15 protein-coding genes are annotated in these 14,232 nt (G+C 70.7%); 11 read left to right on the forward strand and 4 right to left on the reverse strand.

The genetic code is table 11. From position 1 onward, the window contains the following. Window positions 1-5: 5 nt before the first annotated feature. Window positions 6-1,004, reverse strand: coding sequence for a zinc-binding dehydrogenase (locus tag FM051_RS01930; RefSeq protein WP_158839937.1), 999 nt, complete (start codon window positions 1,002-1,004; stop codon window positions 6-8). Between the two features lie 101 nt (window positions 1,005-1,105). Here FM051_RS01930 and FM051_RS01935 point away from each other — a divergent pair, with 101 nt between their 5' ends. The 8 genes from FM051_RS01935 to FM051_RS01970 are packed head-to-tail and all read left to right on the forward strand — an operon-like array spanning window position 1,106 to window position 8,298. Continuing rightward, window positions 1,106-2,458 (forward strand): aromatic ring-hydroxylating dioxygenase subunit alpha, encoded by a 1,353-nt coding sequence (locus FM051_RS01935; protein ID WP_158839939.1) that lies wholly within the window; start codon window positions 1,106-1,108, stop codon window positions 2,456-2,458. After that, entirely contained in the window at window positions 2,455-2,790 is a 336-nt protein-coding gene (locus FM051_RS01940) for a non-heme iron oxygenase ferredoxin subunit (protein WP_158839941.1), read from the forward strand. The genes FM051_RS01935 and FM051_RS01940 overlap by 4 nt, the downstream gene beginning before the upstream one ends. Then, complete coding sequence (locus tag FM051_RS01945; RefSeq protein WP_158839943.1) at window positions 2,790-3,992, forward strand: NAD(P)/FAD-dependent oxidoreductase; 1,203 nt, start codon at window positions 2,790-2,792, stop codon at window positions 3,990-3,992. Before FM051_RS01940 ends, FM051_RS01945 begins: the two co-directional genes overlap by 1 nt. A gap of 13 nt (window positions 3,993-4,005) precedes the next feature. Beyond that, window positions 4,006-4,572, forward strand: coding sequence for a 3-phenylpropionate/cinnamic acid dioxygenase subunit beta (locus FM051_RS01950; protein ID WP_158839945.1), 567 nt, complete (start codon window positions 4,006-4,008; stop codon window positions 4,570-4,572). Between the two features lie 17 nt (window positions 4,573-4,589). After that, the gene (locus FM051_RS01955; RefSeq protein WP_202918627.1) at window positions 4,590-5,453 is read left to right on the forward strand and encodes an alpha/beta fold hydrolase; all 864 of its coding nucleotides are present in this window, start codon (window positions 4,590-4,592) and stop codon (window positions 5,451-5,453) included. Next, a complete protein-coding gene (locus FM051_RS01960; RefSeq protein ID WP_158839947.1) occupies window positions 5,450-6,283 on the forward strand; it encodes an SDR family NAD(P)-dependent oxidoreductase in 834 nt (277 codons plus the stop codon). The genes FM051_RS01955 and FM051_RS01960 overlap by 4 nt, the downstream gene beginning before the upstream one ends. 13 nt (window positions 6,284-6,296) lie before the next feature. Further along, complete coding sequence (locus FM051_RS01965) at window positions 6,297-7,940, forward strand: acyl-CoA synthetase (RefSeq protein ID WP_158839949.1); 1,644 nt, start codon at window positions 6,297-6,299, stop codon at window positions 7,938-7,940. A gap of 13 nt (window positions 7,941-7,953) precedes the next feature. Further along, window positions 7,954-8,298, forward strand: coding sequence for a hypothetical protein (locus FM051_RS01970; protein ID WP_158839951.1), 345 nt, complete (start codon window positions 7,954-7,956; stop codon window positions 8,296-8,298). Window positions 8,299-8,447: 149 nt separating this feature from the next. Here FM051_RS01970 and FM051_RS01975 read toward each other — a convergent pair whose 3' ends face one another. Next, window positions 8,448-9,254, reverse strand: a complete 807-nt coding sequence (locus FM051_RS01975) for an IclR family transcriptional regulator (RefSeq protein ID WP_158839953.1) — start codon at window positions 9,252-9,254, stop codon at window positions 8,448-8,450. 147 nt (window positions 9,255-9,401) lie between these two features. Here FM051_RS01975 and FM051_RS01980 point away from each other — a divergent pair, with 147 nt between their 5' ends. Next, window positions 9,402-9,998: a helix-turn-helix domain-containing protein gene (locus tag FM051_RS01980; protein ID WP_158839955.1), complete on the forward strand. Its 597-nt coding sequence runs from the start codon at window positions 9,402-9,404 to the stop codon at window positions 9,996-9,998. Window positions 9,999-10,143: 145 nt separating this feature from the next. On the opposite strand, the gene FM051_RS01985 is transcribed toward FM051_RS01980, so the two are convergent. Further along, on the reverse strand, window positions 10,144-11,820 hold the full coding sequence (locus tag FM051_RS01985) for a ribonuclease J (RefSeq protein ID WP_158839957.1): 1,677 nt from the start codon (window positions 11,818-11,820) through the stop codon (window positions 10,144-10,146). Window positions 11,821-12,121: 301 nt separating this feature from the next. On the opposite strand from FM051_RS01985, the gene FM051_RS01990 reads away from it, so the two are divergent. Continuing rightward, window positions 12,122-12,316: a hypothetical protein gene (locus FM051_RS01990; protein WP_158839959.1), complete on the forward strand. Its 195-nt coding sequence runs from the start codon at window positions 12,122-12,124 to the stop codon at window positions 12,314-12,316. Window positions 12,317-12,324: 8 nt separating this feature from the next. Here the strand turns inward: FM051_RS01990 and FM051_RS01995 are convergent, their stop codons facing one another. Further along, the gene (locus tag FM051_RS01995; RefSeq protein ID WP_158839961.1) at window positions 12,325-13,176 is read right to left on the reverse strand and encodes an NYN domain-containing protein; all 852 of its coding nucleotides are present in this window, start codon (window positions 13,174-13,176) and stop codon (window positions 12,325-12,327) included. A 247-nt stretch (window positions 13,177-13,423) separates the two neighbouring features. Between FM051_RS01995 and FM051_RS02000 the strand changes: the two genes are divergently transcribed. Next, window positions 13,424-14,140, forward strand: a complete 717-nt coding sequence (locus FM051_RS02000) for a DUF4386 family protein (RefSeq protein WP_158839963.1) — start codon at window positions 13,424-13,426, stop codon at window positions 14,138-14,140. Window positions 14,141-14,232 lie beyond the last annotated feature (92 nt).

The raw sequence follows: 14,232 nt of genomic DNA on the forward strand, positions 1-14,232 counted from the left end.
CTTCCTCACTGCTGTGTCCCCACTTCCGGGGCAACGGGCGGGTGGACGACGAGCTTGCCGGTGAGGCCGCCGTCGATCATGAGCTGGAATCCTTTGTGGACGTCGCTGAGCGGCAGTGTCCGGTCGATCACCGGTCGGACCCCGGTGGCCTCCAGCATCCGCAGCATCGAGACGAGTTCGCCGCGCGTTGAGCCGGTCGAGCCGATGACGCGCTGCTGGAGGTAGAAGATCCGGCCGAGGTCGGCGGGCGGGTTCATGCCGCTGGTGGCGCCCGCGATGACGACCGTCCCGCCGGGGCGCAGCGATTTCAGCGAGTGCGACCAGGTCGCCTCGCCGACCGTCTCGATCACGACGTCGACCCGTTCGGGGAGGCGTTCGCCGGTGGGGAACGCGGCACGGGCGCCCCACTCCAGGGCTTCGGCGCGCTTGTCCTCGCTCCGGCTGGTCGCGTAGACGACGGCGCCCGCCGCCACGGCCAGCTTGATCGCGGCCGAGGCGACACCACCGCCCGCGCCCTGCACGAGCACGCGGTCGCCGGGCGTGATCCGGGCCTGCGTGAAGAGCATCCGGTAGGCCGTGGTCCACGCGACGGGCAGGCACGCGGCCTCGTCGAACGACAGCCACGCGGGCTTGGGGACCAGGTTGCGGGTCGGGACGGTGAGGTACTCGGCGAACGCGCCGTCGTGCCGTTCGGACAGCAGGGCGCGGTTCGGGTCGAGCGTCTCGTCGCCCATGCCCGCGTCCACGTCCGCGATCACCGGGTGGACGATCACCTCGTTGCCGTGCTCGTCGTAGCCCGCCGCGTCGCACCCGAGCGTGATGGGCAGGCGGTCCGGGGGGTGCCCGACGCCGCGCAGCGTCCACAGGTCGTGCATGTTCAGCGAGGAGGCCACCACCCGGACGATCGACCAGCCGGGGCGGGGAACCGGTGTGGGGGCGTCGCGCAGGACCAGACCCGACAGCGGGTCGGTGGCGCTCTGGGACACCGCGGTTGCAGCGAGCATGGTGCCAACCTCGCGCGGGCCCGGTGCCGTCCCCTAGCCGGTGTGCCGCCGTGCGGAACGGCCCCTGGAGCCGGGGGCCCGCGCCCGGTTCGCTGTGGCCCATGACGTCCACCACCGAACCCGGTTGCGGGGCCACGGCGACACCGCGCGGCGCCTTGCGGCGTCCCGCCGAGATGACGCGGAACGTCGACGTCTCCGGGCTGGTCGACACCGCGGGGGGGCTGCTGGACCGGGCGATCTTCACCGATGACCGGATCTACCGGCAGGAACTGCGCCGCGTCTTCGCGCCGAGCTGGCTGTTCCTCGCGCACACCGACCAGTTCCACAAGCCGGGCGACTTCTTCACCACGTACATGGGCGAGGACCCGGTCATCGTGACGATGGACAAGCACCGGCGGATCCGCGCCTACCTGAACTCCTGCCGGCACCGGGGCGCGCGGGTGTGCCGGGCGGACTTCGGCGCCACCCGCAACTTCACCTGCACCTACCACGGTTGGTCCTACGACCTCGAAGGCAAGCTGGTCAGCATCCCGAACAGGGACGGCTACCCGGAGTCGTTCAAGGCCGGCGACTGGGGCCTGGTCGAGGTGCCGCACGTCGACAGCTACCACGGTCTGGTCTTCGGCACCTGGAACCCGCAGCCGGTGTCCCTGCGCGAGTCGCTCGGTGACATGGCTTGGTACATGGACGCGATGCTCGACCACGACCCCGAGGGCACGGCCGTCGTCGGCGGGGTGCACAAGTGGGTGCTGGAGGGCAACTGGAAGCTCGCGGCCGAGCAGTTCGCCACCGACTGGTACCACGTGAACATGAGCCACGCGTCGGCGCTCATGCTGCTGTCGCCGATCGGCAAGGGCCCCAAGGACGAGATCGTGCACCGGACGGGACGGCAGTACGTCGACCCGAACGGGCACGGCGCGGGCTTCCCGGTGCACCCCAAGAACCGCTTCGACGCGCGGACCGTCCACCAGTGGATGGACTACGACGCACTGCGCGCACGTCTGGGTGACGCCCGCGTGGAGGGACCGCTCACCAACGGTCACGCCACCGTGTTCCCGAACTTCTCCTACCTGCCGGTCAACGGTTCCATCCGGATCTGGCACCCCAAGGGGCCGGACCGGATGGAGGTCTGGGCGTGGACGATCGTCGACAAGTCCATGCCGCCGGAGGTGCGGGAGGCGCAGCGGCTGTACAACCTGCGCACGTTCGGTCCCAGCGGCATCTTCGAGCAGGACGACGGCGAGAACTGGAGCGAGGTGCAGGCCGTCTCCAACGGCTTCATCACCAACGGCGTGCCGCTGAACTACCAGATGGGCATGGGTTCCGAGCGCGAGGACGGCCGCTTCCCCGGCACGACCAGCGAGCTCTACAGCGACGCCGCCGGCCGCTCCTTCTACGCGCGGTGGCGCGAGTTGATGAACACCCCGGCGTGGCACGAAGGAGGAGACCGATGAGCACCGGCATCCGCGTCGCGTCGCTGGAGGACATCCCCGAGGGCGAGGGCATCGCCGTCGCCAAGGACGTCACCGGCACCGCCGACGACATCGCCCTGCTGCGCGACTACGACGGCTCGGTGTGGGCGCTGGACGACACGTGCACGCACGAGACCGCGTCGCTGGCCGACGGCTGGGTCGAGGGCGGCTACGTCGAATGCCCCCTGCACTCCAGCAAGTTCTGCCTGAAGAGCGGCGAGGTGCAGGGCCTTCCGGCGACGAAGAGCACGTGCCCGCACCGGGTCGAGATCCGTGACGGCGAGGTCTACCTGTTCCCGAACGAGGCGCCCTGATGCGCCGGGCGGTCGTCGTGCGCCGGATAGTCGTAGTGGGGGGCGGGATCGCCGGCGTCGGCACGGTCGCGGCGCTGAGGGCGGGCGGCTTCGACGGTGACCTGACGTTGGTGGACGCGGGGGAGTTCCCCTACGACCGCCCGCCCTTGTCCAAGGACTTCCTCAAGGGCGACAAGGACATCAAGGACATCGCGCTGCAGCCGCAGCAGTGGTACGACGACCAGGCCGTGCGGCTGGCCTCGCTGACCACGGTCACCGCGCTGCGGCCGGACGTCGGTGGTGTCGAGCTCTCCGACGGCACGACGCTCCCCGCCGACCGGGTGGTCCTCGCGACCGGTGGCCACGCGGCCCGGCCGCCGATCCCCGGCGTGGCGAGTCCGCTGGTGCACGTGCTGCGCACGGCGGAGGACGCCGATCGGCTGCGGTCGGCCTTGACGCTGGGCGCGCGGGTGCTCGTGGTCGGCGCCGGGCTCATCGGGGCCGAAGTCGCGTCGACCGCACTCGACCTCGGCTGCGATGTCGTGCTCGTCGACCCCGTGCACCCACCCCTGGCCCACGCGGTCGGCGCAGACGTCGCGACCTGGCTGCACGACCTCCACACGCGGTGGGGGATCCGCACCGTCCACGCCGGCTTGGAGTCCCTGGTGGACAGGGGAGCCGAAGTCGAGGCACCCGGAATCGGCGTGTTCGACGTCGTCGTGCTCGGTGTGGGCATGGCCCCGGACACCGCACTGGCGCGGGCGGCCGGACTGGACGTCGACCGGGGCGTCCTCGTGGACGAACGGCAGGTCACCTCCACCCCGGCCGTCCTCGCCGTCGGCGACTCGGCACGCCTGCGGGACGGCACCCGGACCGAACACTGGGAGGCGGCCCAGCACGACGGACAACGTGCCGCCGCCACGATCCTCGGCCTCCCCGCGCCCACGACGACCGCGCCGTGGTTCTGGACCGACCGCCACAACCTGCACGTCGAGGTCGTCGGGGACATGGCGGCGGCGGACGTCACCGTGATCCGGGGTTCGTTCGACACACCGCCGTTCGCGGTGTTCGGCCTGCGTGACGGGCGGGTCGTCGGCGCGGTGGCGGTGGACGACTCCACCGCCGTGCGGGCCGCCCGCCGCATGATCGACCGCACCCTCGCGGTCGATCCAGGCAGGCTCGCCGACACCGCCGTGGACCTCCGCAAGCTGCTGCGCGGCTGACGAAAGGGAACGAGTGACCACCACGACCGAGCGCGGGCGGGCCGGGCAGCGCGCGGACCGCGACACGCACTTCGAGGTCGAGCAGTTCTACTACCACGAGGCCGAACTGCTCGACGACGGCCGCTACACCGACTGGCTGGACCTGCTCGACGAGGACCTCGACTACTGGATGCCGACCCGCACCAACCGGTTGCGACGGCAGCAGGCGATGTCGGTCGCCGCCCGTGGCGAGGCCGCGTTCTACGACGAGACCAAGGAGAGCCTCGCCTGGCGCATCCGCCGGTTCGACTCCGGCATGGCCTGGGCGGAGGACCCGCCGTCCCGCACCCGGCACCTGATCACCAACATCGCGGCACGTCACGTCGACCCCGCCGACCACCCCGGCTTCACCGAGGACGACCTCGTGGTGCGGTCGGCGTTCCTGGTCTACCGCAACCGCCTGGAACGCGAGGAGAACGTCTTCGCGGGAGGCCGCACCGACGTGCTGCGCCGTGCCGGCTCCGGCCTCCTGATCGCCCGCCGCACGATCCTGCTCGACCAGAACACCCTGCTGTCCAAGAACATCTCCACCTTCTTCTGACCGGCGATGGGACGAACGTGACCGAGATCGACCTCCAGCCCAAGCAGCACCACGTCGCGACCACGCTCGGCGAGATCGCGGTCGCCGAGATCGGCGACGGACCGGTCCTGGTGATGCTGCACGGCGGCGGCCCCGGTGCGTCGGGGCTGAGCAACTACCACCAGAACCTGCCCGCGCTGGCCCGCCGGTTCCGCGTGCTGCTCCCGGACCAGCCGGGCTTCGGCGGCAGCTACCGCCCCACCGAGGCCGACCTCGACGCGCGGTCGATCACCGAGATCACCGTCGACGCGCTGTTCCAGGCGCTCGACTCGCTCGGCGTGGACCGGTTCCACCTGCTGGGCAACAGCCTCGGTGGCGCGGCGGCGATCGCGATGGCGCAGGCGCGGCCGGACCGCGTCACGGGACTGGTCCTCATGGCGCCGGGAGGCGGGTGGCTGCCGTTCGGTCCGACGCCCACCGAGGGGCAGAAGGAGATGTTCCGCTACTACAACGGCGGCGGGCCGTCCGAGAAGAAGATGGCGAACTTCATCCGCACGATGGTGTTCGACCACCGGCAGTTCGGCGAGGACGTCGTCAAGGCCCGCTACGAGGCGTCGCTGGACGAGAGCCACGTCGAGTTCTACCACCGCTACAACGCCGCGTTCGCCAAGCGGCACGGCATGGACCCGCTGTGGCGGGACCTGCACAAGATCAAGGCCCCGACGCTGCTGCTGTGGGGACGTGACGACCGGACGATCACCCTCGACGGCGCCCAGATCATGCTCAAGCAGATCCGCAACGTGCAGCTGCACGTGTTCGGCAACTGCGGGCACTGGGTGCAGTTGGAACGGCAGCGCGAGTTCGAGCGGCTGGTCGCGGACTTCCTCGGTGACCTGGCATGACCGGCTGGCTGGACGGCTACGTCGCGCTCGTCACCGGCGGCGGGTCCGGTATCGGCCGGGCCGTCGCCGAGCGGTTCGTGGCGGAAGGCGCGTCCGTGACGATCCTCGGCCGCAACCTCGACCGGCTCGCCGACGTGGTCGCGTCGTCACCGGACCCGTCGCGGATGCACGCCGTCGAAGCCGACGTGCGGGACTCGGCGCAGCTGCACGCCGCGGTCGCGGACACCGTGGCCCGGTTCGGGAAGCTCGACACGCTCGTGGCCAACGCGGGCGTGTGGGACTTCCAGCGGCAGCTCACCCGGCTCACCGCCGAGGAGCTGGGAGCGACCTTCGACGAGCTGTTCTCCATCAACGTCAAGGGCTACTTCCTGGCCGCCGAGGCGGCGTGGCGGGAACTGGTCAAGACCCGCGGCAGCATCGTCATGACGCTGTCCAACGCCTCGTTCCACGTCAACGGCGGCGGCCCGGTCTACACCGCGAGCAAGCACGCCTGCCTCGGCCTGATGCGGGAGCTGGCCTACGAGCTCGCGCCCAAGGTCCGCGTGAACGGCGTCGCCTGCGGCGGCATGAACACCGACCTGCGCGGACCTGAAGCACTGTCCCTGCACGAGCGCTCCATCGCCGCGTCGTTCGCCAGGAAAGGCCCGGACGCGCCACCACCGCCCATCCCGCTGCACGATTCGAGCACCGACCCGCGTGACTTCACCGGGCCGTACGTGCTGCTCGCCTCCCGTGAGCAGAGCGGCCCGATCACCGGACAGGCGATCTCGGTCGACGGCGGCATCGGCGTCCGCGGCTTCGCCACCGCCGCCGGCGGCGACCACCTGTGAGGAGGCCCCAGTCATGACCACCGCAGCCCTGACCCCCGCTGTCACGACCACCGCTGTCACGACCACCGCTGTCACGACCGCCGGACACCCCGCCAACTCCGGCACCGCGGTGAACGTCAACCCGGCCACCGCGATCCACCGCAACGCGCTCGACCAGCCCGACGCCGTGGTGATCCGGTACGCCGGGGGAGACCTCACCTACGCCGCGCTCGACGACCGGGCCGCCCGGTTGGCGTCCGTCCTGGTCGACGGCGGCGTCACCGAGGGCGACCGCGTCGCGTACCTGGGGCTGAACAGCCCGTCGTTCCTGGTCACCCTGCTCGCCGCCGCACGACTCGGCGCCGTCTTCGTGCCGGTGAACTTCCGGCTCGCCGGGCCGGAACTGCGCAGCGTCCTGCACAACAGCGGCGCGACGACGATCGTGTGCGAGGACGGGCACCGCGCCGTGGTGGACGAGGTGCGCGACGACACCGCCCTGAAGCGCTTCCTGCTGATCGACGACGACCCGGAGGTGCCGGTCACCGTCGCCGACCCGGCGGGCTGGGAGCCGTGGTCGGGGTTGCTGGCGAACGCGTCGCCGACCACCGCGATCGCGCACCGGGGCTTCGACGACCCCGCGATCCTGATGTTCACGTCCGGCACCACCGGTCTGCCCAAGGGCGTGGTGCTCACCCACGGCAACATCTGGTGGAACTCGGTCAACGTCGACTCCCGGATCGACACCCGGCGCGGCGACGTCACCCACGCCGCCGCCCCGATCTTCCACGTCGGCGCGCTCAACAGCTTCCTGGTGCGCACGATCGTGCGTGGCGGCACGGCGGTGCTCCGCCGCGCCTTCGACCCACGAGGGCTGCTGGACGACCTGGTCCAGTACCGCGTCAACTCGTTCTTCGCCGTGCCCGCGATGCTGGCCGCGCTGGCGCGAGTGCCCGGTGTGTTCGAGACGGACCTCTCGCACGTGCGCTCGATCGTCGTGGCCGGCGCGCCGGTGCCGCCTTCGCTGATCAAGCAGTACGCCGACCACGGCATCTGGTTGCAGCAGGCGTGGGGCCTGACCGAGACCGCGCCGTTCGCCACGCACCTGCCGGTCGAGCGCACGCTGGACAAGCTGGGCTCGGCGGGCATCGCCATGCCGCACACCGAGGTGCGCGTGGTCGACACCGTGTCCAACACCCCGGTGGGGCCAGGTGTCTCCGGCGAGGTGGTGGTGCGCGGACCGAACGTCACGCCCGGCTACTGGGAGAACCCCGAGGCGACGCGCGCGGCGTTCGACGACGAGGGCTGGTTCCACTCCGGCGACATCGGCTACCTGGACGAGGACGGCTGCCTGTTCATCGTGGACCGACTGAAGGACATGATCATCAGCGGTGGTGAGAACGTGTACCCGGCGGAGGTGGAGCGCGCTCTCGCCGACATGCCGGGCCTGTCGGACGTGGCCGTCGTCGGCGCTTCTGACGAGGAGTGGGGCGAGACCGTCGTGGCCGTGGTGTCACTCGCCGGGGGTTCCCAGGTGACCTTGGACGAGGTGCGGGAGCACGCCGCCGCCAGGCTGGCGCGGTACAAGCTGCCGCGCCAGTTGCGGATCGTGCCCGCCGTGCCGCGCAACGCCTCCGGCAAGCTCGACAAGCGTGCCGTGCGCCGGATCGTCGAGTCCTGAGGTGGACGCGGACGTGACCGTCGAGGTGGAGCGCTGCTCGGCGGGGCCACTGCGCGACGCCTACCCGATCGCCGCCAACGACGTCGAGGTTCGGGTGACGGGCGCGTCCACCTCGGAGGTGCTCACCAACGTGCTCACGACCTTGGTCGGCGAGGTGCTGACGGCGGACCCGCGATGCCGACGCGTCGTGTTCGCCGCGCCGGCAGGCGACCACGACACGGTGTCGGCAGCCGAAGCGGCAGGCTTCCGCTACGTGCTGGACGTCGACCTGCCCGGCGCCGAACTGAGCCTGCTGGTGGCCGAACCAACCTGGGTCACGCGGGTGGACATGGACCTGGACCGAGTACCCGGCACCTAACCCACCCGCGTGTGTCCTACACCCAGACCGCGTGTGTCCTACACCCAGACCGCGAGAGTCCTACGTTCAGACCGCGAGAGTCGAACGTTCAGGAGCCCCGAGTTCTACGTTCAGAACGCGCAAGTCCTCCGCCCGAAGCGGCCGGGACGTCAGGCGATGCGGTCGCGTGGCGTCGGAGTGCCGAGCCGCGCGCAGGTGAGCGCACGTGTGGCAGCGGCGCTGACGCGGCGCAGGTGTGCGCCCTGGCGTCGCGTGTCGATCCGGCCGGTCGCGCCCGCGACGGAGAACGCCGCCACCGGCTTGCCTCCCGGCCCCATGACCGGCACCGCGACGCAGCTCAGCCCGACCTGGCTCTCCTCGTCGTCGAACGCGATGCCGTCACGGCGGATGGCGTCCAGCTCGGCGGCCAGTGCCACCGGGTCGGTGATGGTGTTCGCGGTGAACGCGCGCAGCGACGTGGACAGCGCATCGGCGGCCGCGTCGGGGTCGTAGGCCAGCAGCACCTTCCCGACGGCCGTGCAGTACGCGGGCATCCGCCCACCGATCCTGGACGGCGCGGGCGCCGGGCGGTGGCCGTACAGCTTCGCCAGGTACACCACCTCGGTGCCGTGGAGCGTCGCCACGTGCACCGTCTCGCGGGTCAGCTCGTAGAGGTCGGTGAGGAACGGGATCAGCAGGTCCCGGACCCGTTCGTGGCCGGGCGCGTACACGGTGCGGCCGAGTTCGTGCAGGCGCGCCCCGAGCCGGTAGTTCCTGCCGACGCGCTCCACGACCCCGTTGCGCTCCAGCATCCCCAGCACGCGGAACGCCGTCGACTTGCTCAACTGCGCACGGCGGGCCAGCTCGCTGACACCGACGCCGGTGCTCCCGTGGTCGCCGAACGAGACGAGGAGGCTGATGGCCTTGTCCACGGCCGCCCGGTCGTCGCGGCCGTGCTCGGCGATCGAGACGGTCATGCTCGTCCACCTCTGCTCTGAGGATCGACTGTCGACTCCACCGTCAACTTCAGTGTGCCGAACGGTCACTTGAATGTGACAATGATGCGAATCGAGGGGGCGTTCGTCAACAATGACGGACCGGACATTAAAAGTGACGGTGCCAGCATGACCGACAGCAATCAGCTCGTCGCGCGCAACGTGCGGCGCTTCCGCCAGGAGCGCGGCCTGTCACTGGGCGAGCTGGCCCGGCGCTCCGGCCTCTCCAAGCAGACCCTGTCCAAGATCGAGCAGGGCGTCGGCAACCCCACGGTGGAGACGTTGTCGCTGCTCGGCTCCGCGCTGGACGTGTCGGTGCGGCGGCTGCTCACCGAATGGGGCACGCCGGTGTTCGTGCAGCGGCACACCGAGAGCGAGTGGGTCGACGGCGGGAACTGGTCGGAGCGACTCCTCGACGAGGTCTACGGCTCGGGCTACGTGCGCACGCTCGTGCTGCGGCTGGAGCGCAACGGCCCGGAGCCGAAGCCGATCGACCCCCACCCGGTCGGCACGCTCCACCACCTCTACGTCATCACCGGCAAGCTCCGCACCGGCCCGCTCAGCGAACCGGTCGACCTGGCCGCCGGTGACTTCGTGCGCTTCCCCGGCGACATCCCGCACCGCCACGTCTGCCTCAGCGACCGCGTGGTGGCGCACATGGTCACCACGGTCCCGCAGGTCCGCCAGTTCGGCCCGACCGTCACCAGGGGCGGGCAGACCAGCTGAGCAGTCACGTCAATCGCGGGCGCGGGGAAGGCTGAGCCGGAACGTCGCGCCGCCACCGGGGTACCCGTCCGGGGCGTGGGCGCGGACTCGACCACGACCTCCGCCCCGGCGGGTGCCGAGCGCGCCGCGCGGTGCTCGATCGACCTCAGGCCTCGACGACCACCGGGATGACGACCGGTCGGCGGCGGTAGGTGCGTTGGGCCCACATCTGCACTTCGCGGCTGATCAGCCGTTCCAGTTCTTCGATGTCGGTGACGCCGCGTTCACTGGCGCCGGCCAGGGCCTTTTCGATCGCGGAGGTCGTGGGCCGGAACGTCGTGCCGTCGTGTTCGAAGCCGTGCGCGATGTAGTCCGGTGCCTCGGCGAGCCTGCCCGTGTCGGTGTCGATGATCGCGACGACCGTGATGACGCCTTCCTCGCCGAGCGTCCGGCGCTGGGCCAGCGACGCTTCGGTGACGCCGCCCACGGTCTGCCCGTCGACGTAGACGTTGTGGATCTCCACCTTGCCGGTGAGCCGGACCCGTCCGTCCTGGAGGTCGATCACGTGGCCGTTGGCGGCGATGGGCACCCGGTCGCGGTCCACGCCGGTGCTGACGGCCAGTTCGGCGTTGGCCCGCAGGTGCCGCGCCTCGCCGTGCACGGGCAGCACGTTGGCGGGTTGCACGATGTTGTAGCAGTAGACGAGTTCGCCGGCGCTGGCGTGGCCGGAGACGTGCACCTTGGCGTTGCCCTTGTGCACGACCTTCGCGCCGAGGTCGGTCAGGCCGTTGATCACCCGGTAGATGGCGTTCTCGTTGCCGGGGATCAGCGAGCTGGCCAGCAGGACGGTGTCGCCTTCCTCGACCTGGATCGAGTGGTCGCCGCTGGCCATCCGCGACAGCGCGGCCATCGGCTCGCCCTGTGAGCCGGTGCACACCAGGGTCACCTGGTGCGGTGGCAGCCTGTCCATGCGCTTGATGTCCACGACCAGACCGTTCGGCACCTTGAGGTAGCCCAGCTCGGTGGCCACGCCCATGTTGCGGACCATGGAACGGCCGACGAAGGCGACCTTGCGGCCGTGGGTGTGCGCGGCGTCGAGGACCTGCTGGATGCGGTGGACGTGGCTGGCGAAGCTGGAGACGATGACCCGGCGCGGTGTGGTGCGGAACACCTCGTCGATGGCGGGGGCCAGGTCGCGTTCGGCGGTGGTGAAGCCGGGCACGTCGGCGTTGGTGGAGTCGACCAGGAACAGGTCGACGCCCTCCTCGCCGAGGCGGGCGAAACCGCGCAGGTCGGTGATCCGACCGTCCAGCGGGAACTGGTCCATCTTGAAGTCGCCGGTGTGCAGCACGAGACCGGCGGAGGTGCGGATGGCGATGGCCAGGCCGTCGGGGATGGAGTGGTTGACCGCGAGGAACTCCAGGTCGAACGGGCCGCGCGCGAGCCCCTGCCCTTCCTCGACCTCGATCGTGACCGGCGTGATGCGGTGTTCGAGCAGCTTGGCCGAGAGCAGGCTCAGCGTGAGCCGCGAGCCGACGATCGGGATGTCGGGTCGTTCCCGCAGCAGGTAGGGCACCCCGCCGATGTGGTCCTCGTGCCCGTGGGTCAGCACGACGGCGACCACGTCGGCCAGCCGGTCCCGGATGCAGCTCCAGTCCGGGAGGATCACGTCCACACCGGGCTGGTGCTCCTCGGGGAAGAGGACTCCGCAGTCGACGACGAGCAGCTTGCCCTCGTGCTCGAACACGGTCATGTTCCGGCCGATCTCACCGAGCCCGCCCAGGGCGACGACACGCAGGGCGTCAGGGGCGAGGGGCGGCGGAGGGACGGAGGTTCGAGCCATGGTCACACTCTCACGCTACGTGAGTGCAGTTTCCCGCTGAACACGGCCGGCTACCTGACGCACCTGAACGGCGGCATCCACCTCTCGACCGCGATCTACGGAGAGTCCGGATGGTGGGGGCATCCGCCGGGATGTAGACCGGAACGGGGCCCGCCGAGGCGGCCCCGACCCGTCAGCTGCACCACCTGAAGAAGTCCGACCGGATCCAGACGCCCGTCCGGCCACCGTAGAGGTCGCCCTTCCACCGGACATCCGGCAGGACGCGCGGAAGGTCGCCTCCTTCGGCGGTTTCGCCGGCTTCGTGACCGCGATCCGCCATCGACGCGACACCGGCGAGTTCGTCGCGTTCGACCAGGATGGGCAGGCGGTGTGGACCCTGCGGCTGAACGTGGCGGACGTACGCGCGACGCTGTGCCGCGAACCCGGCACGGAGCTCACCGACGAGGAGTGGAACGAGCACCTCCCCGGCGTGACGCGGCAGCCCGTGTATGAGTGACGCCGAGGTCACTCGGGGCGGATCGAGTACGCCCGTGGGTACTTCCTGCCCGGTGTCGGTGTGGGCGATCCGGTGAACGACACCGGCGTCCCGGTGGGGAGCACGGTGTGGCCTTCGGGCAGGTCGTCGCGGGAGACGAACCACGAACCGCCGCGCGTGTCGGTGATGAACCCGTGCGGCTGGCCGACCCGCCAGCCGGTCACGGTCCCGCGACGGCGACCACGCGGTGAGCCCACAGGGGAGGCCACCACCTCGCTGGAACGCACGAAGGACGGCCGCAACGGGTAGTCGTAGCGGTCGGTGGGCGCGAACAGCGCGTCGAAGGCAGGCGTCAGGCTCGCCGCGGCCCGCAGCGGTGCGGCGGTGCGTGGCGTCCAGGCGGGCGGCGGCGAACCCGGGGCCGTCAACTGCACGTCGACAACCGGCACGACGACGCGCACACCGCGACCGGTCAGCCGGGTCACCAGCGGGGTGAAGTCGGCGTCGCCGGTGACCAGCACGACCCACTGCAACGGCGCGGTGGTGGCGCGCTCCCACACTTCGAGTGCGAAGTGGACGTCGACCCCCTTCTCCTTGCCGCCGTGGAGCGGGAGGTCGTGCCGGGTGACCCCGGCTGCGGCCAGGGCCCCGTCGAAGGAGGCGGCCGGGGTCTCGATGCGACCACGCACGTAGTGCGCCTCGTGCACCCGGCAATCGTCGAGGGCGCGTCCCGTCTCGGTGTGGACGTACCAGCGCAACGCGTCGTGAAAGCCGTCGAGCGAAATCCGGGCCGCACGTTGATGCGCGGTGGCGTAGAAGTCACTCAGATACGCGAACCACGTACCGTCGTAGAACACACCGATGCGCACGATCTCCCCCACCCGAACGACCTTACCGGCTACGGCACGTCGACCGAGCGGCCCGTTTCGCACGCTCCGTAGCGACATGTGCACACTGTGGAACGGGATCGGCACACCAGTGGGTGTTCGCGGCGTCGAGCCGACACCTGCGGCATGACGTCGGGTCAGGGGACCGACCAGCCCGGATGCCGGATGCCCATGCGGGGTCCACCATGGAGGCGTCTTGCCACCGTGCACCGGATCGACCGCTGCGCGAGGAGGAGGCGTCATGCTCAACCCCATCGATTCCCGCAACTTCCACCGCACCTTCCAGGCCCTGGCCCTGATCGTGGGGCCGCTGTTGCTGCTGGCCGCGATCCTGATCGACGCCGCGGTGTTCACCGGGGACGACGTCGCCGAGCGGCTGCCCCAGATCCGCGAGAACGGCGGTCTCTACCTCACCTCGTCCTGGCTGTTCCTGCTCGCCGGGCTGGTGCTCGTGCCCGGCATCGTGGGTCTGATCCACGTGCTGCACGGGGCCCGCATCACCGTGGGCGAGGTCGGCGGCTGGCTGATGCTCCTCGGCGTCATCCTCACCATCGGCTTCTTCGTGGCCAGCATGTTCGAGTACACGCTGGCGCAGACCAACGCGGTGCCGGAGGGCACCGCGGTCACGATTCTCAACGAGTTCGACAACAGCCCGGCCGGCTTCGTGGTCTTCATCGCGTTCGCGGTCGGTCTCGGGCTGGGCGCCATCCTGATGGCCATCGGCGCCTGGCGGCACGGCCTCCTGCCGGTGTGGGCCGCCGTCGCGCTCGCCCTCCTCGGGCCGCTGTCCCTCGTGCCGGTGGACTGGGAGCCCGCCGGCGCGCTGTCGATCGTGCTGTTGCTGATCGGCTTCGGCATGGCCGGGCTGCGGATGCTGCGCATGCCCGACGCCCAGTTCGAGAAGTGGGAGCCGTTGCCGGAGGCCAGGCACAGGGCCACGCCCGGAGCCGCGGCCTAGCTGGTCGTCCCGGACGGCGTCGACGGCTACCTCAGCGCGTCGGCGTGGGCCGCACCGCCGGCCGGGTGGTCTCAGAGAACAAGTCGAGGATG

This window comes from Saccharothrix deserti (assembly GCF_009769385.1).
Lineage (GTDB): Bacteria > Actinomycetota > Actinomycetes > Mycobacteriales > Pseudonocardiaceae > Actinosynnema > Actinosynnema deserti.